The organism is Paenibacillus medicaginis, assembly GCF_042138635.1.
In the GTDB taxonomy this organism is placed as follows: domain Bacteria; phylum Bacillota; class Bacilli; order Paenibacillales; family Paenibacillaceae; genus Paenibacillus; species Paenibacillus medicaginis.
Window position 1 is genome coordinate 52,484 of record NZ_JBHIRY010000005.1, and the last position, 22,263, is coordinate 74,746.

The 22,263-nt window shown below is 50.6% G+C and carries 21 protein-coding genes; 9 read left to right on the top strand and 12 right to left on the bottom strand.

Translation table 11 applies throughout. From position 1 onward, the window contains the following. The first annotated feature begins 120 nt into the window (after positions 1 to 120). Both ACE5LO_RS07170 and ACE5LO_RS07175 read left to right on the top strand, forming a co-directional pair. Positions 121 to 1,158, top strand: coding sequence for a LacI family DNA-binding transcriptional regulator (locus ACE5LO_RS07170; protein WP_375519347.1), 1,038 nt, complete (start codon positions 121 to 123; stop codon positions 1,156 to 1,158). A gap of 50 nt (positions 1,159 to 1,208) precedes the next feature. Next, positions 1,209 to 1,673 (top strand): GNAT family N-acetyltransferase, encoded by a 465-nt coding sequence (locus tag ACE5LO_RS07175; protein WP_375519348.1) that lies wholly within the window; start codon positions 1,209 to 1,211, stop codon positions 1,671 to 1,673. Positions 1,674 to 1,714: 41 nt separating this feature from the next. Here ACE5LO_RS07175 and ACE5LO_RS07180 read toward each other — a convergent pair whose 3' ends face one another. Beyond that, on the bottom strand, positions 1,715 to 1,849 hold the full coding sequence (locus ACE5LO_RS07180) for a hypothetical protein (RefSeq protein WP_375519349.1): 135 nt from the start codon (positions 1,847 to 1,849) through the stop codon (positions 1,715 to 1,717). Positions 1,850 to 1,863: 14 nt separating this feature from the next. Then, positions 1,864 to 2,229, bottom strand: a complete 366-nt coding sequence (locus tag ACE5LO_RS07185) for a helix-turn-helix domain-containing protein (protein ID WP_375519350.1) — start codon at positions 2,227 to 2,229, stop codon at positions 1,864 to 1,866. A gap of 131 nt (positions 2,230 to 2,360) precedes the next feature. Between ACE5LO_RS07185 and ACE5LO_RS07190 the strand changes: the two genes are divergently transcribed. Continuing rightward, complete coding sequence (locus ACE5LO_RS07190; RefSeq protein WP_375519351.1) at positions 2,361 to 3,011, top strand: nitroreductase family protein; 651 nt, start codon at positions 2,361 to 2,363, stop codon at positions 3,009 to 3,011. Between the two features lie 113 nt (positions 3,012 to 3,124). Here the strand turns inward: ACE5LO_RS07190 and ACE5LO_RS07195 are convergent, their stop codons facing one another. Together ACE5LO_RS07195 and ACE5LO_RS07200 are read right to left on the bottom strand one after the other, a co-directional pair. Then, positions 3,125 to 3,706, bottom strand: coding sequence for a DUF4256 domain-containing protein (locus ACE5LO_RS07195; protein ID WP_375519352.1), 582 nt, complete (start codon positions 3,704 to 3,706; stop codon positions 3,125 to 3,127). A gap of 12 nt (positions 3,707 to 3,718) precedes the next feature. Next, the gene (locus tag ACE5LO_RS07200) at positions 3,719 to 5,059 is read right to left on the bottom strand and encodes an aminotransferase-like domain-containing protein (RefSeq protein WP_375519353.1); all 1,341 of its coding nucleotides are present in this window, start codon (positions 5,057 to 5,059) and stop codon (positions 3,719 to 3,721) included. A gap of 207 nt (positions 5,060 to 5,266) precedes the next feature. Here ACE5LO_RS07200 and ACE5LO_RS07205 point away from each other — a divergent pair, with 207 nt between their 5' ends. Beyond that, entirely contained in the window at positions 5,267 to 6,229 is a 963-nt protein-coding gene (locus tag ACE5LO_RS07205) for a DMT family transporter (protein ID WP_375519354.1), read from the top strand. A gap of 28 nt (positions 6,230 to 6,257) precedes the next feature. Here the strand turns inward: ACE5LO_RS07205 and glxB are convergent, their stop codons facing one another. Beyond that, positions 6,258 to 6,641, bottom strand: a complete 384-nt coding sequence (glxB, locus tag ACE5LO_RS07210; RefSeq protein ID WP_375519530.1) for a methylglyoxalase — start codon at positions 6,639 to 6,641, stop codon at positions 6,258 to 6,260. 187 nt (positions 6,642 to 6,828) lie between these two features. Between glxB and ACE5LO_RS07215 the strand changes: the two genes are divergently transcribed. Further along, positions 6,829 to 7,137 (top strand): GNAT family N-acetyltransferase, encoded by a 309-nt coding sequence (locus tag ACE5LO_RS07215; RefSeq protein ID WP_375519355.1) that lies wholly within the window; start codon positions 6,829 to 6,831, stop codon positions 7,135 to 7,137. A 135-nt stretch (positions 7,138 to 7,272) separates the two neighbouring features. Here ACE5LO_RS07215 and ACE5LO_RS07220 read toward each other — a convergent pair whose 3' ends face one another. The 6 genes from ACE5LO_RS07220 to ACE5LO_RS07245 all read right to left on the bottom strand — a co-directional run bounded on the left by ACE5LO_RS07220 (position 7,273) and on the right by ACE5LO_RS07245 (position 15,460). Further along, a complete protein-coding gene (locus ACE5LO_RS07220; RefSeq protein ID WP_375519356.1) occupies positions 7,273 to 7,980 on the bottom strand; it encodes a DNA alkylation repair protein in 708 nt (235 codons plus the stop codon). A gap of 134 nt (positions 7,981 to 8,114) precedes the next feature. After that, a complete protein-coding gene (locus ACE5LO_RS07225) occupies positions 8,115 to 8,684 on the bottom strand; it encodes an SF0329 family protein (RefSeq protein WP_375519357.1) in 570 nt (189 codons plus the stop codon). A 56-nt stretch (positions 8,685 to 8,740) separates the two neighbouring features. Beyond that, the gene (locus ACE5LO_RS07230; RefSeq protein WP_375519358.1) at positions 8,741 to 9,730 is read right to left on the bottom strand and encodes a tRNA dihydrouridine synthase; all 990 of its coding nucleotides are present in this window, start codon (positions 9,728 to 9,730) and stop codon (positions 8,741 to 8,743) included. Between the two features lie 43 nt (positions 9,731 to 9,773). Beyond that, complete coding sequence (gene rlmD / locus ACE5LO_RS07235; RefSeq protein WP_375519359.1) at positions 9,774 to 11,327, bottom strand: 23S rRNA (uracil(1939)-C(5))-methyltransferase RlmD; 1,554 nt, start codon at positions 11,325 to 11,327, stop codon at positions 9,774 to 9,776. Positions 11,328 to 11,494: 167 nt separating this feature from the next. Further along, on the bottom strand, positions 11,495 to 11,779 hold the full coding sequence (locus ACE5LO_RS07240) for a DUF4183 domain-containing protein (protein ID WP_375519360.1): 285 nt from the start codon (positions 11,777 to 11,779) through the stop codon (positions 11,495 to 11,497). 591 nt (positions 11,780 to 12,370) lie between these two features. Then, positions 12,371 to 15,460: an alpha-helical endospore appendage domain-containing protein gene (locus ACE5LO_RS07245; protein WP_375519361.1), complete on the bottom strand. Its 3,090-nt coding sequence runs from the start codon at positions 15,458 to 15,460 to the stop codon at positions 12,371 to 12,373. A 590-nt stretch (positions 15,461 to 16,050) separates the two neighbouring features. Between ACE5LO_RS07245 and recQ the strand changes: the two genes are divergently transcribed. The 3 genes from recQ (at position 16,051) to ACE5LO_RS07260 (ending at position 20,551) form a co-directional block, all read left to right on the top strand. Then, entirely contained in the window at positions 16,051 to 17,913 is a 1,863-nt protein-coding gene (recQ, locus tag ACE5LO_RS07250; RefSeq protein ID WP_375519362.1) for a DNA helicase RecQ, read from the top strand. A gap of 25 nt (positions 17,914 to 17,938) precedes the next feature. Next, a complete protein-coding gene (locus ACE5LO_RS07255) occupies positions 17,939 to 19,735 on the top strand; it encodes a B12-binding domain-containing radical SAM protein (protein ID WP_375519363.1) in 1,797 nt (598 codons plus the stop codon). 195 nt (positions 19,736 to 19,930) lie between these two features. Further along, positions 19,931 to 20,551 carry a nitroreductase family protein gene (locus ACE5LO_RS07260; protein WP_375519364.1) on the top strand — a complete coding sequence of 207 codons (621 nt, stop codon included), beginning with the start codon at positions 19,931 to 19,933 and terminating at the stop codon, positions 20,549 to 20,551. Positions 20,552 to 20,753: 202 nt separating this feature from the next. On the opposite strand, the gene ACE5LO_RS07265 is transcribed toward ACE5LO_RS07260, so the two are convergent. Beyond that, positions 20,754 to 21,182, bottom strand: coding sequence for a VOC family protein (locus ACE5LO_RS07265; protein WP_375519365.1), 429 nt, complete (start codon positions 21,180 to 21,182; stop codon positions 20,754 to 20,756). A 140-nt stretch (positions 21,183 to 21,322) separates the two neighbouring features. Between ACE5LO_RS07265 and ACE5LO_RS07270 the strand changes: the two genes are divergently transcribed. Further along, a complete protein-coding gene (locus ACE5LO_RS07270; RefSeq protein ID WP_375519366.1) occupies positions 21,323 to 22,123 on the top strand; it encodes a PP2C family serine/threonine-protein phosphatase in 801 nt (266 codons plus the stop codon). Positions 22,124 to 22,263 lie beyond the last annotated feature (140 nt).

Sequence of the window (22,263 nt, forward strand, 5' to 3'; positions counted from 1 at the left end):
GATCCACAAAAGGAAGCTTGCGCGGCTGGGCAGGACAGGCTGCCGTTCACGGTTTCCGTATCAGGATGGCTTGGGCTATAATGTGGTAAAACGTTTCAAATCAAAGAGAGCGGTGTTTATATGAAGCATGAAGTCAACATCGTCGATGTGGCCAAAAAAGCAGGGGTCTCCATCGCCACCGTTTCCAATGTTGTGAATGGCAAAGGCCGCGTATCGGCCAGCACGATACAGAAGGTTCAGAGGGTGATCGAGGAGCTTGGTTATACCCCCAATTTACCTGCCCGGAATTTGAAGACACGGAGAACAGATTTGATCGGTCTGGTCGTACCGACCATGGAGCCAGGGCGCTTGCAGGATAACCCTTTTTACTGGGATCTGCTCGCAGGTGTGGAGGAAGGGGCGCGGGACCGGAAATTTCATATTATATTGACCGGTATCGATGAAAGCACGGAGACGTTCGCCTTCGTGAAGGAGCGAAGACTGGACGGCCTGATTATTGTGGGCATGAATGAGGGGTCACAGGCGATTGGCCGGGCTATGGAGCTGGGTCTGCCTGTTGTCTTTATTGACAGCTACCTGCAGGACAGCGAGTTGTATCAAGTTAATCTTGACGACCACATGGGCAGCTATCGGGCGACGTCTTATCTGATCGCTCAGGGCCATCGGCGAATTGCATTATTGGTTGGTGACATTCCTTTGGAGCGGATTGCCGACTATGGCGTGCTGCATGAGCGCTGGCTCGGATATAAAGATGCATTGGAGGAAGCTGGAATTCCGTATGACCCCCAATTGATGATTAAGCTGCCGACCTCCCTGGAGGGGGGCTATCAAGCGTCGAACAGACTTGTGGAGCTGCCGGATGTCACAGCGATTTTTTCTTTTTCCGACATCAGTGCAATGGGATTGCTTAAAGGATTGAAGGGAAAAGGAAAAAGTGTACCCGGCGAGTATTCTGTGATCGGGTTTGATAATTTGTTTATATCTGAATACACATCTCCATCGCTTACGACCGTTTCACAGAACATACTGGAAAAGGGACAGGCAGCGGTTCGCATGCTTATTGATCAAATTGACGGTAAGCCAATCGCAGAGCGGCGCAAGACACTGCCTGTTGATTTGATTGTGCGCGAGACCACCGGACGAGGGCCATTCTTGTAAGGGATTGAGCTCCTGAAACGGTCATATTTTAAAAAGGAAAGGGGATTATAATGAATACAAACCCAGTTACATTTAGAGAAGCGACAATACATGACCTCGACAGGATTGTATTTATGCTTTCAGATGACGTTTTAGGAAACACAAGAGAACTTTATAAAAACCCATTGCCAGAAAGTTACATAAAGGCATTTCAATCAATTAACTCAGACCCTAACAATGAATTGATAGTGGCATGTTATAGTGAGGAGATAGTAGGTATTCAACAGATTACATTTACTCCATACCTTACTCATCAAGGAGGATGGAGAGCGACAATTGAAGGTGTTCGTATAGCTTCTTCAGAACGTGGGAAAGGTGTAGGAACTATGTTAATTCAATGGGCAATTCAACGTGCAAAAGAGCGCGGATGTCGTATGGTGCAACTATCAACAGATAAAAAGAGACCCGAGGCTCTTAATTTCTATGAAAAGCTAGGTTTTAAGGCATCGCATGAGGGATTGAAATTACACCTCTAAAGAAAGTAACCGGTTCGATTGGATTGAATAGAAAAGGGGCGTCATTCAGAAAGTCCCTTATGATCGTTGCTTTTCATCGCAGCCAGTGGGGCTACAATTTTTTCTGCTGCGGCCATGTACGACTTCCTCGCCTTTTCCGATAAAAAACGTTCGTAATAGAGCTCCAGCGTAGCCATATTTTCCTCATCAATTAATATTTTCCGAACCCCTTCTCACACGTAATATCCAATTTAAGAAAGTCGTAAAGGTTTTGTTTGGAATCCTCCAATTTTTTTTGAGCGTCTTCAATTTCTGATATTTTTTCTTTAATAATGCGTGTTTGTTCATCTTTTGGCATTCCGTTTTTCGAGATCATGGATTTTATATCGTTAATTGAAAAACCAACAGCTAAACAATTTTTAACAACATTCAAATACTGAATGATTTCTGAAGCATAATTCCGATAATTATTCTGTTCTCGCAGTATATAATCATCAGTGATAATGCCCATTTTCTCATAGTAACGGATCGTTGATATAGGAAGGTCAACCATTTTAGCCACTTCACTAATCTTCATATGAATCACCTCATTTTTCTGTCTTGCTATAAAGTATAGTTCATAGTTTACAATTCTCATAGTGAAGATAAGTGGAATGACCACGATCTCACAAATATTAAATAAACGGATATTAAAGGAGAGAAATCTGCATGAACACAGTCAATGGCAAATTCCATAAAACAAATGATTTCAATAAAATCGTCTTAGAACGCCGCTCCGTTAAAGTCTATGATCCTGAAGTGAAAATCAGCCGGGAGGAAATGACCGAAATTTTGGCGGAAGCTTCCCGTGCCCCTTCTTCCATTAACATGCAACCCTGGCGGTTCCTTGTCATCGACAGCGCTGAGGGCAAAGAAAAGCTTGCACCGCTGGCTTCCTTCAACCAGACGCAAGCTTTGACTTCCTCGGCTGTTATTGCCGTATTTTACGATGCAAACAACATTGAATATATTGATGAAATTTTTGGCAAAGCAGTGGAGCTTGGATACATGCCACAGGACGTCATGGAGATGCAATTGCAACAAGTGAAACCTTATTATGCGAATGTGGCCGCATCCGACCTGCGTGACATGAACCTGATTGACTCGGGTCTCGTTGCGATGCAACTGATGCTTGTTGCCCGTGCCCACGGATATGACACCAACCCGATGGCCGGTTATGAGAAGGAGCAGATCGCTGAAGTTTTTGGCCTTGATAAAAACCGGTTCCAGCCGGTCATGTTGATCTCGATAGGAAAAGCAGCCAAAGAGGGTTATCCTTCCTACCGCTTACCGGTTGAAACGACTACAACTTGGGCATAATCATCAACTTGAAGCAAACGGGAAAAAATCATGAACAACACGAAAGAGGCTCGGAATTGGAAGCCTCTTTCGTTTGAAGGAAGAGTCGTTACACTGCTGCTTTCCTCCAAATTTCAAACCCTTAGCGAGCCACGGAAACCCCTTGCAGCATAGTAGGAGTCGGCTCCATTGTGGTACATAAAGATTGTGTCGTAGCGGCGATCACAGAATATGGCCCCGCCGAGTTTTCTAATATTAGCAGGTGTGTTCACCCAGCTTGATGTTTTCATATCGAAATTTCCAAGCTTCTGCAGTTCCCGGTATTGTTCTTCCGTTAAAAGCTCAATACCCATGGCAGCAGCCATATCGATTGCGGTATTTTCTGGTTTATGCGCTTTTCTTGACTCCAGTGCTTCACGGTCGTAACAAACACTTCTGCGGCCTTTAGGACTTTCTGCTGAACAGTCGTAGAAAATGTATTCATCCGTCTTTTCATCATGACCCACAACATCCGGTTCACCGCCGGTTATTTCCATTTCATGGAGTGACCATAATTTTTCAGGGTTAGCTTCGAGCTTTGCTTGAACTTTAGCCCATTCTAATCCTTTATGGCGGTTCATGTTTTTCTCAAACCGGGCCTTTAATGTTCCAAGCAGTTCTTCACGTTGTTCGGGTGACAACTCCTTTATGCTGCTGGTTTCATTATTTTTTGTCATGTTAGCTCCTCCTTATGCATTCATTCCCCGTTTTACTTCTTCGATGACAGCTTTCACGCCCTCATGAATCTGCTCCGGACGAGCGCGCGAGATGCTGATGCGCAAAAATTTCTCCCGTTGCAGATAGGTTGACAGATAGAAGAGCTTCCCGCTGTTTACGAGCACGCCCCGTCGCTTGAGTTGATCCACTACCCGCTCAAGATTGACTGCCTGTGGTACTTTGAACTGCGTATAAATACCAGAACGGACATCGGCCACTTCAAGCAGCCCTGCATCGTTATACATCTTTACCGCGTCGTGCAAGGTCTCAACCCTCGCTTCATACTGGCGATAGATCTTTTCTCTGTGCCTTTCGTACATGCCGTTTTTGATGTAGATATCCAGCGCCGCCTGTGACAGCAGGGCAGCCCCGCCTTGCTGATTGTACGTATGAAACCTGTCTAAAAGCGGCTCAGGCAGCACCACGGCACCGATCCGCAGCCCAGGGAAGATGATTTTCGAGAAGCTTTTCAAATACACCACATGTCTGCTCTGGTCATAAGCAAATATGGGCTCAAAACCCCGCCTGTCTCCGAGATCCCCCATATAGTCGTCTTCCAGCACATACACATCGTACTTGGCGGCCAGACGCGCAATCGTCTTTTTCTCCCGGACACCGTAGGATGTGCCAAGCGGATTATGATGCCTCGACATCGTATAAAAGCATTTGATATCCCCATCGCGAAATAGTTCCTCCAACCGTTGTAAATCAATGCTTTCTGCGGTACGCGCGATGCTCTTCACCGGCACATTCTCCGCCTCAAGGAACTTCAAATACAAATTATAGCTCGGCTGTTCCACCAGGATCACTGACCTGCCATTCGGGAACGGCATCTTCGCTAATGTATGAAGTGCCTGCTGGATGCCTGGTGTCACCGCAATCTGCTGGGTCTTGGCGAATACCTGATCATCGGCAAGATGCTTAACGAGCGTTTCGCGCAAAGCGCTTAGCCCTTTCGGGTCCCCGTAGGTGAACAAATGGTATTTGTATGTATCGATGGCCTTGTTCAGGCAATGCTGAAAATCGCGGTAAGGAAATACATTCAGATCGGGAGAGGAGGATGCAAAATCGATCACCCCATCATCCAAACCAGCCTCTTGCTCCTCGTCCTCCACGATATAATAACCGCTCTGTGGAATCGAATAGATCGCATGACGTTTCTCAAGCTCCGCATAAGCCCTTGTCACCGTGCTGATGCTGCAGCCGTACATATCCGCCGCCTGGCGAACGGATGGCAGCTTCTGGCCGGGGCGCAGCTCGCCTGCAGCCCGCTTTTGTTCAAAATCCGCCAGGATTGCCGCATATTTTTTCATGACATCCATGCTCCCATGCCTCAATATTTGCCTGTAGTTCTTCTTAGCCTCACTATACCGAAAAAAATGCCCAAGCACCATAACCGCTGTCCATAGCTGTATCGGTACAGTTTCATTTTTTTCGCATTGTGGCATGAAAGGGGAAAGCTTACGATTCAAGTACAAATTCGACTTCGACGCTGCATTTTCCAAAAGGAGGAAATCTACATGCAATCTCAATTTCAACCCGGTCGCTTCTATGCCTATTTGGCCGTTCTCGTCTATGCGTTCATTATCGGGTTATCCTTTATGTTTACGAAAGTCGCTCTCATGTACGCCGATCCTATCGATACCTTGGCTCTGCGTTTTACTTTGTCATTCGCGGTGATTGTTATACTGGGGGCCACTGGTGTATTTCGTATCTCCCTCAAGGGCAAACCGTGGCTGAGACTGCTTCTGTTAGCCTTGATGTATCCGCTTGGCTTTTTTACCTTGCAGACGTTTGGATTGCAGCATGCTTCATCCGCCGAAGGCGGCATCATTTTTGCGATGACACCGATCCTTACCGCCTTGCTGGCAGGGATCTTTCTGAAGGAATCCACGACACTGTGGCAGAAGCTGTCGATCCTGTTATCCGTATTTGGCGTGGTATTGATCTTTGTCATGCAAGGCAGTGGCATTGAGCTCGCGAATGCAGCAGGCATATTGCTGCTTATTCTATCATGTCTCGCATCTGCGGGTTATATCGTTCTTTCGCGTTTTCTGCTGCGCACGTTCACACCGACCGAGGTCACCAGCTCCATGATGGCGATCGGGTGTGTCACCTTTTGGACCGTGTCGCTTGTTGGTCATGCGGCTGACGGTACGATGCAGCAAATCCTCGCGCCGCTGGCGCATACGGATTTTGTCTGGTCCATCTTTTATCTCGGCATATTGGCATCGCTGGTGACAGCTTTCTCATCCAGCTTTGCGCTGTCCAAGCTTGAGGCTTCCAAGATCAGCGTCTTTTCCAATCTGTCCACCGTCATTTCCATCGCAGCCGGAGCATTGATGCTCGGAGAGACCGTGACCGTCTACCATCTCATCGGTTCTGCACTCATCATCGCAGGAGTGATTGGCACAAACGTGAAGCAGAAGGCCAAGCAGGGGGGCAACGCTCCGGGTTACCGGACCAAACAAGCAGAGGGATAATACCCATGACCGTGTTCGATAAGGAAAGCTACTGCTGCACAATCTGAATCAAGTTGCCGCATGTATCGTCGAAGACAGCCAGGGTGAGCTCGTCCATTTTTGTCGGCTCTGTAGTAAAATGCACGCCGTTTTCCAGCAAACGTTGGTACTCTTTATGAATATCTGCCACGCCAAACATGGTTGCTGGGTAACCGCTGTCAAATATCTTCTTTTGATATTCTTTGGCGGCAGGATGGTTATTCGGTTCGAGTAAAAGCTCGGTACCGTCTGGCTCATCGGGAGAAACAAGCGTGATCCATCTAAATTCTCCAACGGGAACGTCATGTTTTTTAATGAAATCCAGCGTTTCTGTATAAAACTTCAATGCCTGATCTTGATCTTGAACGAATATGCTGGTAACAATGATTTTCATCATGTTGTGCCTCCTTGTGATATATGTGATATCGGCGCTTTGTTAACAATCTGGCTCCAATCAGAAAAAAACATACATTCTTGCAGCAAATCCTCTTCTGATCTTTTATTTCCAGCCCGGTATGGTAAGTTATAGTTGTTATCCGTTTTATTTGAGTTGATTTAAATGATGGGGGAGGGGCAGGATCATGGACCTGTACATTTCACAGGAATTAAATCAGGCTGACAAAAACTACATAAGAAACAAGATGGTTGAGTTTAATTTAATGTATTTTCCAGATGATTTAAAGGGCAGGTATCAAGAGGTGAATCTGTATTTAAAAAATGGGGATGGTCAAATTTTTGGTGGAATCATTAGCGAAATATGCTGGAACTGGATGGAAGTTGAATATCTGTTTGTTGATGAACAGCTTCGTCGGTTAGGGTACTTCGAAGTTTACGGAGTAATTCAAAATGCCGGCGGCCACACCCATTATTATTTGAAAAAGGACTTTTGAATTTAATAAATTCAAGACCTAGACGACTGTAGCGAGCCGCCTCAAAATAGTCACAGTATCTCCAACGGCGCAGGTGGAAGCTGAGCCAGAACTTCACACCTCCGCCGATGCGAGAGAAGGGAGGGGAACAAACGTTTAACATCTTACATATTTGCGTTTGAAACCAAGTTGCCCTTTTTCTGCCGCTTTTTGAATGCTCTCGGAAGCGAGCAAGATACTACTTTTTTTATTGTCCCGTTTAACTTCTACTGGGCCTACGGCCTTTGCGGTCTCGACCGCTTTATCATGGAGCGGCAGATAGGATACCCCTACCGTATACATAAAATTATTCATCGAAGATTTTGTTCGTTCGGGAGAGGCGTGTATCGTCTTTTCCACAAGCTCTAACAAGTCAGCGATTTTACTTTCGGCAAACTGGACGTCTGGCCGACTGCCCAACAGCCAGCAATAACAGCTCCATCCCGCTGACATTCGTAGCTCTTCGCCACTTGTGATCCATTTGTCGGCAACTTCTTGCGCAATATCGGTTTCCGCCAAGGTTACCGCAACGACGTAATCGGCCAGCATGTAAAAATAAGCCCCATCCATCCAACGCTCAAAATCCGCCCCGGTCATCGCTTTCGGATCTGCAATAATGCCGGCAAAATACATGGCGTCGTAGTTTCCTGTGGCGTAAAGCTGATCAGCCAAAGGCTGATTGGTTTTGATTTTCCTGGCTATAGGCTTCATAGCGCCTGTCGCCACGCCAAAAAGCGGTTCATGTGCTCCATTGGACAAGTACATTTTTTTGAGTCGTTCCTTGCCGAGAGCTTCAAGCTCTTGCATGACCGATTCTAGATTCATGGGTCTGACACTACCTCCCAACTTTAGCCGTACTTACTTACATTTAATTATAGCTAATCACAGCTATTTTTATCTAGGCAGAGAGCAGCAGGGCATCTACATTTAGGCGCATGATGATTCGCGATGATCATACTTCACAACGTATTACGCCGTAGTTCATAAAAATACTGCACGCTTGGATGTTTTAACTTCATCTTCTCGGACATGTGTAAGATCCGCTTTTTTCCAATTCTTCGGTCCACCAATGCTAAAATATTCAATAAGATATCATTACTCTCTATGCTTTCCTCGACAGAGGTAGATAAAAACTTATTAGCCAGAACGATAAAATTCGATTTACTTAATGAAGCCTGTGCTGACAAAAGCTCTTTTGCAAGTTCTGAACTTTTTCTGCTTCTGGCAATGACTGCTAGACGATCCTCCGGCACTGGCCCCTTGGCATCTTTTTTGACCGCTTCAATGTCGTCAGTGGTGATAGGAATTTGGATATCTGGATCATTCTTAATTTCCAGTTCCGTTTGATACCACCTGATGGAGCTGGTTTTATCACTCATATTGAGTACGTTCTTTTTATCTACCGAAATATAACAAATACCTGATTTATCAGGTAGATAACGGTAACCCGGTGCGCTGTATTCGACCCTTCCATTTAACGCAGGACTGAGAAAGCTCTCCAGTTGTTGCTTCAATTTGCTCCAGGACATATAACCCCCTAAGTTCCTCCAACTATTCACGTCTTTTTTTATTTTAACCAGACAACTTAATTTCCAGGTTCCTCCGCGTCGTCATGCTCCTTGTTGCCAAATTCATCGAGCAGCGCACGTACTTCACTTGTGGACTTTGTGTTCATTAAGCTATTTCTTAATTCACTTGCCCCTCGAAATCCACGGACATATATTTTAAAGAAGCGGGAGAGAGGTCTGAACGAACGGGGCTCCAGTGCTGAATATTGATCATGGAGATCCAGATGCAGCCGCAGCAAATCAAGCAGCTCCCTGCTGCTGTGATCCTTCGGCTCCTTCTCAAAAGCAAATGGATTATGAAAAATACCGCGCCCGATCATAATACCATCCACACCGTATTGCTCAGCGAGCTGCAAGCCGGTCTGACGGTCGGGGATATCCCCGTTAATGGTCAGAAGTGTATCTGGCGCCACCTCATCACGAAGTTTCTTGATCTCCGGAATCAGCTCCCAATGAGCATCTACTTTGCTCATTTCCTCTCTTGTCCGCAGATGAATGGACAGATTAACAATGTCTTGTTTCAAAATATGGGTTAACCAGCCGCGCCATTCGTCTACGGCACTATAACCGAGCCTTGTTTTTACGCTGACGGGCAGTCCCCCGGCTTTTGCGGCCTCGATGATATCCGCTGCAATTTCAGGACGGCAGATCAGACCGCTTCCCTTCCCATTCTCTGCTACATTCGCTACAGGACACCCCATATTTATATCGATGCCTTTAAACCCTTCTTTCGCCATACCGATGCTCATTTGACGAAAGTATTCCGGCTTATCTCCCCAGATATGAGCTACAATAGGCTGTTCATCCTCTGTAAAAGTCAAACGCCCGCGCACACTGTGGTTCCCCTCCGGGTGACAATAACTTTCTGTATTTGCAAACTCTGTAAAAAACACATCTGGTCTGGCTGCTTCACTTACGACATGGCGAAAAACAACATCCGTCACATCTTCCATGGGTGCCAGTATAAAAAAAGGCTGCGGTAAATTACGCCAAAAATGATCTGTCATATCAAAAACCTCTCTATGAATAATCAGACGATAGATCTCCGTATTACTTGTCCTTTCGCACTAACAATGTCACCGACTCCACATGACTGGTCTGCGGGAACATGTCGACAGGCTGAACCCACTCGATCGCATATCCTCCATCCAGCAGCACCTTGCAGTCCTTGGCAAGAGTGGATGGATTACAGGATACGTAGACAAAGCGCCTCGGTTTCGTCCGCAGGATTGTATCCAGAAATTTGCGGTCCAGGCCGGTACGCGGCGGGTCGGCAACGATGACGTCAGGGGAGAAGCCCGATTTCACCCAGCGTGGCAGCAGTTCTTCCGCTTCTCCGACATAGAAGGTTGCATTGCTCCGATTGTTGCGATCCGCATTGCGTTTCGCATCTTCGACTGCTTCTGGAATGACCTCGATGCCGCGGACTTCCTTGGCGTAAGGGGCGAGCCACAAACCAATCGTACCTGTCCCGCAGTAAGCATCCACGACGGTTTCACGCCCGGTCAGGGCAGCCGCCGCTTTGACACTCTCATACAGCTTGACGGTCTGCTGCGGATTGAGCTGGAAGAACGCGCGTGGGGACAGGGAAAATTCCAGATCACCGAGCGATTCCTGCATGGCTTCCGCACCCCAGAGCGTAATCGTTTTATGGCCGAAAATGAGCGATGTGCGCTGCGGATTCACGTTCATGGAGATGCCTGTCACTTCCGGCAGCGTGAGGCGCAGCAGGCGAACGAAGTCATCCTTGCGCGGCAACTTGCTGTCTGCGGTGACCAGCGTCACTTGCAGGTGGCCGGATTGAAAGCCGTGACGGACGACGATGGTGCGGACACCGTCACGGGAGCCGTTGTCTTTGTATAGCGGAATCCGCAGTTCTTCCAGCACGGATTTGACTTTTTCCACGGCTTCATTGACCTTCGGATGCTGGATCGGACAGCCGCTGATGTCGACAATATCATGACTTTCCGCTTCATACAGTCCGGCAATGACCTCGCCCTGGCGGCGGGTCAATTGAAGCTGTGCTTTGTTACGGTAATCCCACGGATGTTCCATGCCAAGCGCGGTTTTCATCCTGATATTCTCCAGCCCGGCATAACGGCTGAAGGCTTCACGTATAATATCCACCTTGGCTTCCAACTGGCCTTCATAAGAAAGGTGCTGAATTTGGCAGCCGCCGCAGACGCCAAACACGGGGCAGGGGGGCTCGATGCGATGCGGGGATCTTTTCTCAATACTGGTCAGTTCTGCCTTAATGAATTTGGGCTGGACGTCAGTCACTTTGGCTTTAACGACTTCCCCGGTGAGGGCCCCGTCTATAAAAACAGCCTTGCGCCGGTAATATCCGATTCCTTCCCCGTTGATGCCCAGCCGCTTGATCGTGATAACGATACGGTCATCCGGTCGCAGTTCCTCTGCGTCGGCGGCAACTGCAGGCTTACGGTGAAAGGGCTGCTTGTACGCTCTTTTTGACTTGGGTCCGGAAGAGACCGTCCTGGCCTCGGTATTGGCATTGCTTTTTCCTGTATGTGTTTTAAGCTGAGATTGCATTTTCGGTTGTCCGTAGGTTTGAGCTCCCTTACGGGGGCCTTGCTGTTCACCCATATCGGTAATATCTCCATCCTGTATAGTATCGTGTCCACTATACCATGCGGGCAGGTGGAATGCCATGCAGGACACTTGAGGGCATTTGCGTATGTAGTTGATCCGCACTGGAATGAAAAAATACCGGCTATCTTAATAAGATAACCGGCATTCTTTTGCAGCAAATCTTAAGTGATAACGAATTCTACAAGAACAGGTACGCCATCGTCAATTGTATCACCGTCAGGGATTGTGATCGCTGTCGTTGATACGGTTGAGGCGTTTGAGAGCTGAATGACACCGTTGACATAAAGAACGTAGTAGGCAAAAGCGCCTGGGAAAGCCGTTGCTGCTGCACCTGCGTCATTCGTAAAAGCAGTAGCTGCAATGGCAAACGCCGCACCTGTTCCGGTTCCTGCTCCAAAAGTAGAAGAGAACTTTCTGGAGGCCTGGAAGGGAGGAGTTACTGGCATAGTGGCTCACCTCCTTTCTCTATATCAGAATATGTTCGGCAAGTAGAGAAAGGAGCGGCGATAGAAGGGGGTTAAAAGAGTGTTTTTTAGATTGCTAGTAAAACTGGACCAGTGAGGTTCCGTAGAAGACGATTTTATCTCTAAATAGTGTGTGTTCAAAAAGTCAGGTTTTCAGCACCGAAGCGTATGCTTCCGAAATGCGTTTTTTCAAAACGCTTGAGTTGGATGAAGCCAGGGACCGAGGAGCGGAGCGTACGTGGGGTACGTGAGCACCTGAAATGTTTCCGCAGGAAACATGCTTCGGAAGCATCCGCTTAGGCCCGGCTGAATTCAAGATTCGATGTCGAGTCCGTTTCTTGACTTCCTTCGTGATCAAAAGATGACTTTTTGAACAACCTTTAATACTGTTGAACTGAGAAAGGGGATCACGGACGCCACACCCAGGGGATTGGAGCGCAGTATCCAGCCAACGACGAGCACTACAGATCATTCGAACGCGTCTTGTCTGGAGCAACAGGAATGGAAGGACAGTAAAAGGTCATTCACGTACAAGAACTTTTCACTGTCCTGCTATATAGATAGACAAATTTGTTATGAAAATATGGCTGTAAAGTTAACGATCTCTAAAATGACCGGAGTTCCAGCATAAAGGGTTCCGCCCCCGTTATTTAACGTTAATGCAGATGAAGTTACATTATAGAAGCTCCCCTCTTGCAGGATTCCATTGATAAATAAGTTGTTGTAGCTGTTTGACCCAAGCCCGCTGAATGCTGCGGCCGGGCCACCGGAATCATCGGTGAACTGGGTTGCGGTGTACATTACAGGAGTAGATAAACTCGTATCACTTGGGAGGATGAGAAAATATCTGAACGCCGTAGGGATGATACTGATACTGGTTATGGAAGGGCCGGTCGGTCCGGTAGCGCCTGTGGCCCCCGTGTCGCCCGTCGCCCCCGATGCCCCAGTCGGCCCGGTGCTGCCCGTGGGTCCAGTGCTGCCCGTGGGTCCAGTGCTGCCCGTGGGTCCGGTATCGCCCGTGGGCCCAGTGATACCCGTAGGTCCGGAGATACCCGTCGGCCCGGTATCGCCCGTGGGTCCAGTGCTGCCTGTGGGTCCAGTGCTACCTGTGGACCCGGTATCGCCCGTGGGTCCGGTGCTACCTGTGGGTCCGGTAACGCCTGTGGGCCCAGTGTTGCCTGTGGGTCCGGTATCGCCCGTGGGTCCAGTGCTGCCTGTGGGTCCGGTGCTACCCGTGGGTCCGGTGCTACCCGTGGGTCCGGTGCTGCCCGTAGGTCCGGTATCGCCCGTGGGTCCAGTGTTGCCTGTGGGTCCAGTGCTGCCCGTGGGTCCAGTGTTGCCCGTGGGTCCAGTGTTGCCCGTGGGTCCAGTGTTGCCTGTGGGTCCGGTGCTGCCCGTAGGTCCGGTATCGCCCGTGGGTCCGGTGCTGCCCGTAGGTCCGGTATCGCCCGTGGGTCCAGTGCTGCCTGTGGGCCCGGTGCTACCCGTGGGTCCGGTGTTGCCTGTGGGTCCAGTGTTGCCAGTCGGTCCGGTGGGCCCGGTGCTACCCGTGGGTCCGGTGCTACCTGTGGGTCCGGTATCGCCCGTGGGTCCGGTGCTGCCCGTGGCCCCTGTAGCCCCCATGGTGCCCGTGGTTCCCGTGGTTCCCGTCGCCCCTGTGGCTCCCGTGGCTCCCGACGTCCCCGTGGCGCCCGTGGTTCCTGTGGTTCCCGTCGTCCCTGTGGCGCCCGTGGTTCCTGTGGTTCCCGTCGTCCCTGTGGCGCCCGTGGCTCCCGTCGTCCCCGTGGCGCCCGTGGTTCCCGTCGTCCCCGTGGCCCCCGTGGTTCCTGTCGTCCCCGTGGCGCCCGTGGCGCCCGTCGTCCCCGTGGCTCCCGTCGTCCCCGTGGTTCCCGTGGCGCCCGTCGTCCCTGTGGTTCCTGTGGCTCCCGTGGTTCCCGTGGCCCCTGTGGTTCCCGTCGCCCCCGTGGTTCCCGTGGTTCCCGTCGCCCCTGTGGTTCCCGTGGTTCCCGTCGCCCCTGTGGTTCCCGTGGTTCCTGTGGCCCCTGTGGCTCCCGTGGCTCCCGTGGTTCCTGTGGCTCCCGTGGTTCCCGTCGCCCCTGTGGCCCCTATAGTTCCCGTGGCTCCCGATGCCCCAGTTGGCCCAATAGGTCCCGTAACGCCTGAAGCCCCTGTCGGTCCGGGATCACCTGTCTGCCCGGTAGCACCCGTGGCTCCCGTCGTCCCAGTAGCTCCAACTGGCCCGGGATCACCTGTCGGTCCGATAGCCCCTGTGGCGCCCGTAGTCCCAGTTGGCCCAATGGATCCTGTCGCCCCAGTAGCTCCAACTGGCCCGGGATCGCCCGTCGGTCCGATAGCGCCCGAAGCCCCCGTGGCTCCTGTGACACCTGTGGTCCCCGTTGGTCCTGTAGCGCCGGTGTCGCCCGTAGTCGCCCCAGTTGGCCCAATAGGTCCTGTCGCCCCCGTAGAGCCAGCCGGCCCGGGAACGCCCGATGGCCCCGTCGCACCCGTCGGTCCGATGTCGCCCGTCGGCCCGATAGCGCCGGTGTTCCCTGTGGCTCCAGTGCCACCTGTCGGTCCGTAATCGCCCGTCGGCCCAGTAGCGCCTGAGGCCCCCGTGGCGCCCGAAGCCCCGGTTGGCCCAATGGACCCCGTAGCGCCAGCCGGCCCAGGAACGCCCGATGGCCCCGTCGCACCCGTCGGTCCGATGTCGCCCGTCGGTCCGATAGCGCCGGTGTTCCCCGTGGCTCCCGAAGCTCCGGTTGGCCCAATAGACCCCGTCGCCCCCGTAGCGCCAGCCGGCCCGGGAACGCCCGATGGCCCCGTCGCACCCGTCGGTCCGATGTCGCCCGTCGGTCCGATAGCGCCGGTGTTCCCTGAGGCGCCCGTGCCACCTGTCGGTCCGTAATCACCCGTCGGCCCGGTAGCACCTGAGGCGCCCGTGCCACCCGTTGGTCCAGTAGCACCTGAGGCCCCGGTGTTCCCAGTGACGCCCGAAGCCCCGGTTGGTCCGATGGGTCCCGTCGCCCCAGCCGACCCAGTCTCACCTATTGGCCCCGTAGCTCCAGTCTCACCTGTCGGTCCTGTCGGTCCGTAATCGCCCGTGGGTCCTGCTGCGCCCGTGGCGCCTGTCGGCCCGGTAGCGCCTGAGGCTCCTGTGTTCCCAGTGACGCCCGAAGCCCCGGTTGGCCCAATGGATCCCGTCGCCCCTGTCGCCCCAGCCGGCCCGGTCTCGCCCGTGGTTCCCGTGGCGCCCGTGTCACCCGTCGGTCCGGTGTCGCCCGTCGGACCGATAGGACCCGTGTTCCCAGTGACGCCCGTGCCACCCGTCGCCCCAGTAGCGCCGGTCGGCCCTGTTGAATCACCTGAATAAGGTGCGTCTAAAATATATTCCAGCTTGTTTTGAAGTACCAACTCTTTTTTGGTTATATCTTTCACCATATTCCTGACACTATCATTGACAGCCAAAAGTTCACTTATCGTAGGAGCCGGTCTGGAAATACCCGGGAACGTCCCAAGCACATATTGCAGTTTTTCTCCTTCCGCATTAAGAATATGGCTTAGGCCAAGTTCTTCAAAAGCTATAGAAGATATGAGCAAGTTGATAGCATTATTTCTGGTTAAGGATATATTAGGTGTTATGTTAGGTATATTGGGTTGTGACATTTGTTAGCCTCCTTTTCATCATAATACGTTCCGGGTTAACTGAGACGGATTGCTATTTTCGAGTTATCCCCGTTTCGCCGCGATATCTGCTAACCGGATTTGACGTGTCTGCGCTTTTGCCCTTTTCCCCGCTCATGGGAACACTTTCCCGCAGATTGAATCCTTCGAGGACATGTGACCTTCCTCCTGGTGTGCTTCCTGAGCTTCAGTTTTTGTATTTTTCTTTTTCTGTTCCCCCCGATGTTATTAGTGTTTTTTCTTCATAAAGGCTAACACACTCCCCTTAGAGTCATCCGTTAAATTAAATAATGTATACTATGTCACCTGACCATCGGCGGCGCTAATACAGGGTTGAAAAGAAGTACCCGTTTTTGGCGGAACAGCTTGTACGGTTGCCCATTTTTTCGAAGCCCGCTAAACTAGAGATACATGCGGGATACAGTGAGTTTCCAAGTTCCGTTGCCTATTGAAATGATGCCGTATTGATGGGAAAATAACATGTACTGGATGTCTAGGCTGTAAAATCGGTTAAGCATGAGAACAAAAGGTTTACAGGCGTTATGAACGCTGTTTATAAGGGGTTTTGAATAATGAACGTGCAAGCACCGGGCCTGGAACAGGCGCGCGAGCTTTTGATCAAGTTTTATGGATATCCCGATTTCCGGGAGGGACAGAGGAAAATCGTAGAAAGTCTGCTGCAGGGCAGCGACACGCTCGGCATTATGCCGACTGGTGGAGGTAAATCCATCTGCTATCAGATTCCGGCGTTGCTGTATGACGGTCTTACGCTGGTCGTATCCCCGCTGATCTCGCTGATGAAGGATCAGGTAGATGCGCTGACTGCGATGGGAATACCGGCAGCATTCATTAACAGTACCTTAAGCGGCCGGGAAGTGAATGAACGTATCCGGAGAGCGCAGCGTGGCGACCTGAAGCTGCTCTATGTCGCCCCGGAGCGTCTGGAGCTGGACTGGTTCCGTGAGGAGATAGCCCAACTGCCGGTCTCCTGTGTTGCCGTGGATGAGGCGCACTGTGTGTCACAGTGGGGGCATGATTTTCGGACAAGCTACCTGGCTGTGGCTCCGTTTGTAGACAGTCTGCCGCAGCGTCCGATCCTTGCTGCTTTCACGGCAACGGCGACACCGCAGGTTATGGATGATATTGTGCGCTTGCTGCGGCTGCGTGAGGCTCAGACGTTTGTCACCGGACTTGGCCGTGATAACCTGGCGTTTCATGTGCTGCGGGGTGAGGACAAGAAAGCTTATATTATGAACTATGTGCGGGAGCATGCCGGAGAGGCGGGCATTATCTATGCAGCGACACGCAAGGATGTCGACGATCTGTACCAGCGCCTGCGCGATGCCGGTCTTGCGGCAGGGCGTTATCATGCCGGAATGAGTGACGATGAGCGCGCGGAAAGCCAGGAGGCTTTTCTGTATGACGATATTCAAGTCGTGGTTGCGACGAATGCATTTGGGATGGGCATTGATAAATCGAACGTACGGTATGTGCTTCATTACAACATGCCGAAGAATATGGAAGCTTATGTCCAGGAAGCAGGACGGGCCGGACGTGACGGCGATCCGAGCCAATGTATCCTGCTGTTCGGGCCGCAGGATATTGTCACCCAGAAGTTCCTGATTGAGCAGAACCCGCAGGATGAGGAACGCAAGCGCAACGACTACCGGAAGCTGCAGCAGATGGTCGACTACTGCTATACGACCCGATGTTTGCGCAGCGCACAGCTGGATTATTTTGGCGAAGCGCATGACGATACACCGTGCGGGAATTGCAGCTCCTGCACCGATGAGCGCGAGCTCGTGGACATGACAGTGGATGCGCAGAAAATCTTTTCCTGCATTCACCGCATGCGGGAACGGTTTGGCGCGACGATGGTTGCAGCGGTGCTGAAGGGTTCACGCAACAAGAAGGTGTTGCAATACGGATTTGACAGCCTCCCGACTTATGGCGTCATGGGCAACCACACGGAAAAGGAAATCGTAGAGATCATCAACGTGCTGATCTCGGAAGGGTATCTGTCCCTCAGCGAAGGACAGTATCCGGTCGTACGGCTGCAGCAGCTTGCGGCAGAGGTATTAAAAGGACAGCGCCAGGTCATGCAGCGTGTTGTGCGTCATGCGACTGCCGTCTCTGGCGGCTCGGGCAGCCGACGCGGCAGGGATGCTTACCCGTCAGCGGTTAATGAGACGGTATTCGAGCAGCTGCGCCTGATCCGCCGTGATCTGGCGGCGAAGGAGCATGTGCCTTCCTATATTATTTTCAACGATGCCACCCTGCGGGAAATGAGCGTAGCCAATCCGCGGAGCGAAGCGGACATGCTGCGCATCAAAGGCGTCGGGGAAGTGAAATTCCGGAAGTACGGCAAGCCGTTCATGGACTTCTTCCTGAATCAGACAGACGATTCAACTCCGCTCTATGACGATGAGTTTTAACTAATCTACGCAAAGGTCGTGACCCATGAAAGTCATTCTGTCCACTTTAAACGCGAAGTACATCCATACGTCGCTCGCTATTCGCTGTCTGAAGGCGTACAGCGAGCGCGATTTTGACATTGAGCTGGCGGAATATACGATCAAGGACCCGGTGATGAATATCGTCTCAGACCTGTACCGGCGGGGAGCGGACGTGATCGGCTTCTCCTGTTATATCTGGAATATCGAAGAAACGATCAAGGTCATTGACGTTCTGAAGAAGGTTATGCCAGATGTAAAAATCGTGCTCGGCGGGCCGGAGGTCTCCTATGATACGGAATACTGGATGAACCGGCTGCATAACGTCGACTTTATCGTGATGGGCGAAGGGGAAGAGTCGTTTCATCAGCTCCTGCAGGAAATTGAGGGAGCGGGCAAGTATCATTTTGTGTACGGCTTGGCTTACCGCAAGGGTGACGAGGTTATCCTTATGCCTGGGCGGCCGAAGGCCAATCTGAACGAGCTGCCAAGCCCGCACCGATTCCCGGAGGATATTGCCGAGCTGGGGAAAAGGGTTGTTTATTTCGAAACAAGCCGGGGTTGTCCGTTCAGCTGCCAGTTCTGCCTGTCCAGTATAGAGGTCGGTGTGCGCTACTTCGATATCGAGCGGACCAAGTCAGACCTGTTGTATCTGATTGACAACGGGGCCAAGCTGATCAAATTCGTCGACCGTACTTTCAACATCAAGCGGGATTATGCTCTTGAGATGTTCAAGTTCCTGATCGAAAACCATCGGGGCTGTGTATTCCAGTTTGAGATTACTGCGGACATTATGCGGCCAGAGGTGCTGGACTATCTGGCAGAGCACGCCCCTTCGGGTATTTTCCGGTTCGAAATTGGCGTGCAGTCTACCAACGATCCGACGAATGAACTGGTGAAACGGCGGCAGAACTTTGCCAAGCTGACGCGGACGGTAACGAAGGTCAAAGAGAGCGGAAAGATCGACCAGCATCTGGATCTGATCGCTGGCCTGCCGCTGGAGGACTACAACACATTCCGCAAAACCTTTAACGATGTTTTCGCACTAGGTCCGGAAGAGCTGCAGCTCGGCTTCCTCAAAATGCTGCGCGGCACGGGCCTCCGCCTGGATGCCGAGAAGTATAACTACATTTATATGGATGTTGCGCCATATGAAATGCTGAGCAATGACGTGTTGTCTTTTGCAGATATTGTTCGTTTGAAGCGTCTGGAGGATGTGCTGGAGAAATACTGGAACGCACATCGGATGGATCATACGCTGAATTACCTGATCGAACGGGAATTTCTATCCGCCTTCGACTTCTTTCAGGAGTTCGGGGACTATTGGGAGGAGCAGGGCTGGCAGAAGATCGGACACCAACTGGAGGATCTGTTTAACCGGCTTTACGCTTTTCTTAAGCAGCGCGATACAAAGAGAATGGATGTTGTCCTCGGCCTGATGAAGCTGGATTACTTCCTGAATCACAAATATAAGCCGCGTAAAATTTGGTGGGACACTTCGCTCGACAAAGACGACCGCAGCGAGTATGTCAAACTGGCGGCCAAGCATCCGGATGCGGTGCAAGCTGCTGCCGGAGAACGATTCACCTCACCTGCATTTGCTGAATTGGGAATGGGGGAGAAGGAGCTGCAGAAGTTCGCGGTGGTTGATGTGCTGCCGTTCCGGCTTGAGTTTATTCTGGGTGGAGGCAGCGCTTTGACGGCTGATGGCCGCACACTCCTGATTGTGGTGTACCAGCAGAACGAAGACCAGAAGCCGTGGTATTATACGATGCCGCTGGGTAAAGAGGCTGCTGCGATTTAAAAATAGTAAATGATCATGATCCCTTTCGGTTGAATGTCTTTATTGCCGGAGGGGATTTTTTGTTAAAAGAGATTGACACCGTAATAAAAAAGGAATAGTATTGCTTCATGATAGAAAAGTCTTTAAATAAAGATAAATAATTTTAACGATTTTCCGATATAGAAATGTAAGATAACGAAAATGGAGGAGAACGAAATGGCTGATTTTGTGCAAGTGGTAAAGGAAAGACGTTCTGCAAGCAATTTTCTTCCAGATCACCCGATCACGAAGGAAGAACTGAATGAAATTTTTGAGCTGGTCAAGCTGGGGCCATCGGCTTTTAACCTGCAGCATACAAGTTATATCGCAGTCACCGACCCGGTCTATAAAGAAAAGCTTAAGAAAGCGGCATATGGACAGTATAAAGTAGGCAGTTCTGCTGCGGTTATTGTGGTCCTGGGCGATAAGAAGGCATATCTTCAGGCAGCTGAAATTTATGAAGGACTTAAGCTGTTGGGCGTGGTTAATAAGCAGGAGTATGATCATATGGTCAACGATACCGTTGCTACCTATGAATCGAGAGGGGAACAATTTCAAAGAGACGAGGCGATCCGCAATGCGTCGCTGTCGGCCATGCTATTCATGATGGCGGCCAAGGATAAGGGCTGGGATACGTGTCCGATGATTGGCTTCGATCCGGAAGCGGTGAAAGAGGTCCTCAACATCGACGACCAGCATGAGGTTGTATTAATGATCACCATCGGTAAAGAGAAGGTGGAGAGCCGGAAGCCACGCGGTTACCGGAAGCCGGTAAATGAATTTGTGACTCATATGTAATGTATTAACGAGTGCTTTGAAAGACACTAATTTGCCTGATCTGGCAGGTCAGTGTCTTTTTTTGGATGCATTCCTCCGGGCCGATATTCGGCCCTGGATTGACCGTAAACCGTATCATTAATAAAAGAACCCTGCGCTAGAATCAAGCAGCAGAGCTCAATGGGGGTAAACAGGCTAAACCAATCGGTATCCGATTGACCTGTTAAGGCTGCGGAGCTTCTGTAGAAATGTGAAACGTTACTCCGAATTTGTCCGTCAGCGTGCCGTAAGCCGGGCTGAAGAAGGTTTCTTGCAGCGGCATTTGTACCTGTCCTCCCTGCTGCAGAGCTTCGAAGACGGTGCGGGAGCGTTCTTTATCCTTCGACATGATGCAGAGTGTGACCTGATTACCCTGTTGTGGAGGGTTTCCTGGAAATGAATCCGACAGCATCAAGGTTGATTCACCAATGCTCAACATGGCGTGGGCGATAAGGCCTTTTGCCTCCTCTGGGAGCGGGAAATCCGGGTTTGCGGGCATCGCTTCAAAGGCCTGAACAAATTCGGTGCGGGCTCCTAACACCTGCTCGTAAAAGCTGATAGCTTCTCTGGCATTTCCATCCATGAACAAGTACGGGACCAGTCCCAATGTCATTGGTCATGCATCTCCTCTGCAATTATATTTTTTACAAATGGAATTTGTTGCTTTTTTTATTGCTTTATAGTGTGATCCATCGTGTGTAAAATTATTCCTGACAGCAACATCATTCTGAATCAACCAAGGGGTGAAGTTTAATGCTGACCGATTGGGTAGGAAGCAAGCAGACTTTTCTCGATGAAATTGCAGTAAGCAAACATCATGGAATCATTACCGGACGTTACGGCGGCAGCACGGCGAGCGGAGCGATCAAGAATGAAGACGGCTTGCTGGCCATGCAAGATGAGGCCATGACCTGGAGTCTCGCTGTCCTTCTTGATGCGCACCATAGAGCAGACAGTGCTGAGTTAGTTGTTGCCGCGATTAAAAAGGACAGAACCAGTCTGGCCGAATTGCTAGAGCAAGACGACGCTTTCTTCAGGCTTGAGGAATACTTTGTAAGTTTGTTTACAAGTCCGGAGTTCACCCAAGCCTGTCATCAGCTCAGCGGCGAGACCTCGTGCCTGATTGTTTTTCAGAAAAAACAATTTCTGTGGTGGCTGTCGATAGGTGATTGCATGGCCTATTTGCTGCACCCCGATTTAGCGCAGTTCGGACAATTCGCATTAAATCAAAGGCAGTTTTATGAGTGGGTCGGCAAAGTAAATACTTTCGATTTGGACATTCCATGTTATACGGTGGGGAGAAGGCAGCTCAGACCCGGTATGAACCATATTGTATTAATGACAGACGGAGTGCTGGATACCGCAGACCGTTATTTTCACAATGCGCAAAATCTATATGATGTTTTCATGAATGGGCCGGAGCTTGATGTGGGTGTTAGAGCCATTCTGCATCATGTGCATGCTCATAAAGTTAGGGACAGCGCCACGATAATCTGCTGGTCTTATCATAACGCGGCGGATGCCTTAATGTCTTCGGATTTTGGTAAACTATAATAGCTTACTGATCAGCTAAGGCTTGATTAATGGCAACACTTCTGCCAGTTGTATCGCTTTGGTGTGATCGCCGCTTCCGCACCAAGATTCCACATTACTCCAAACTAATGATATAATTATGAATAGAGATTGGTCTTTTG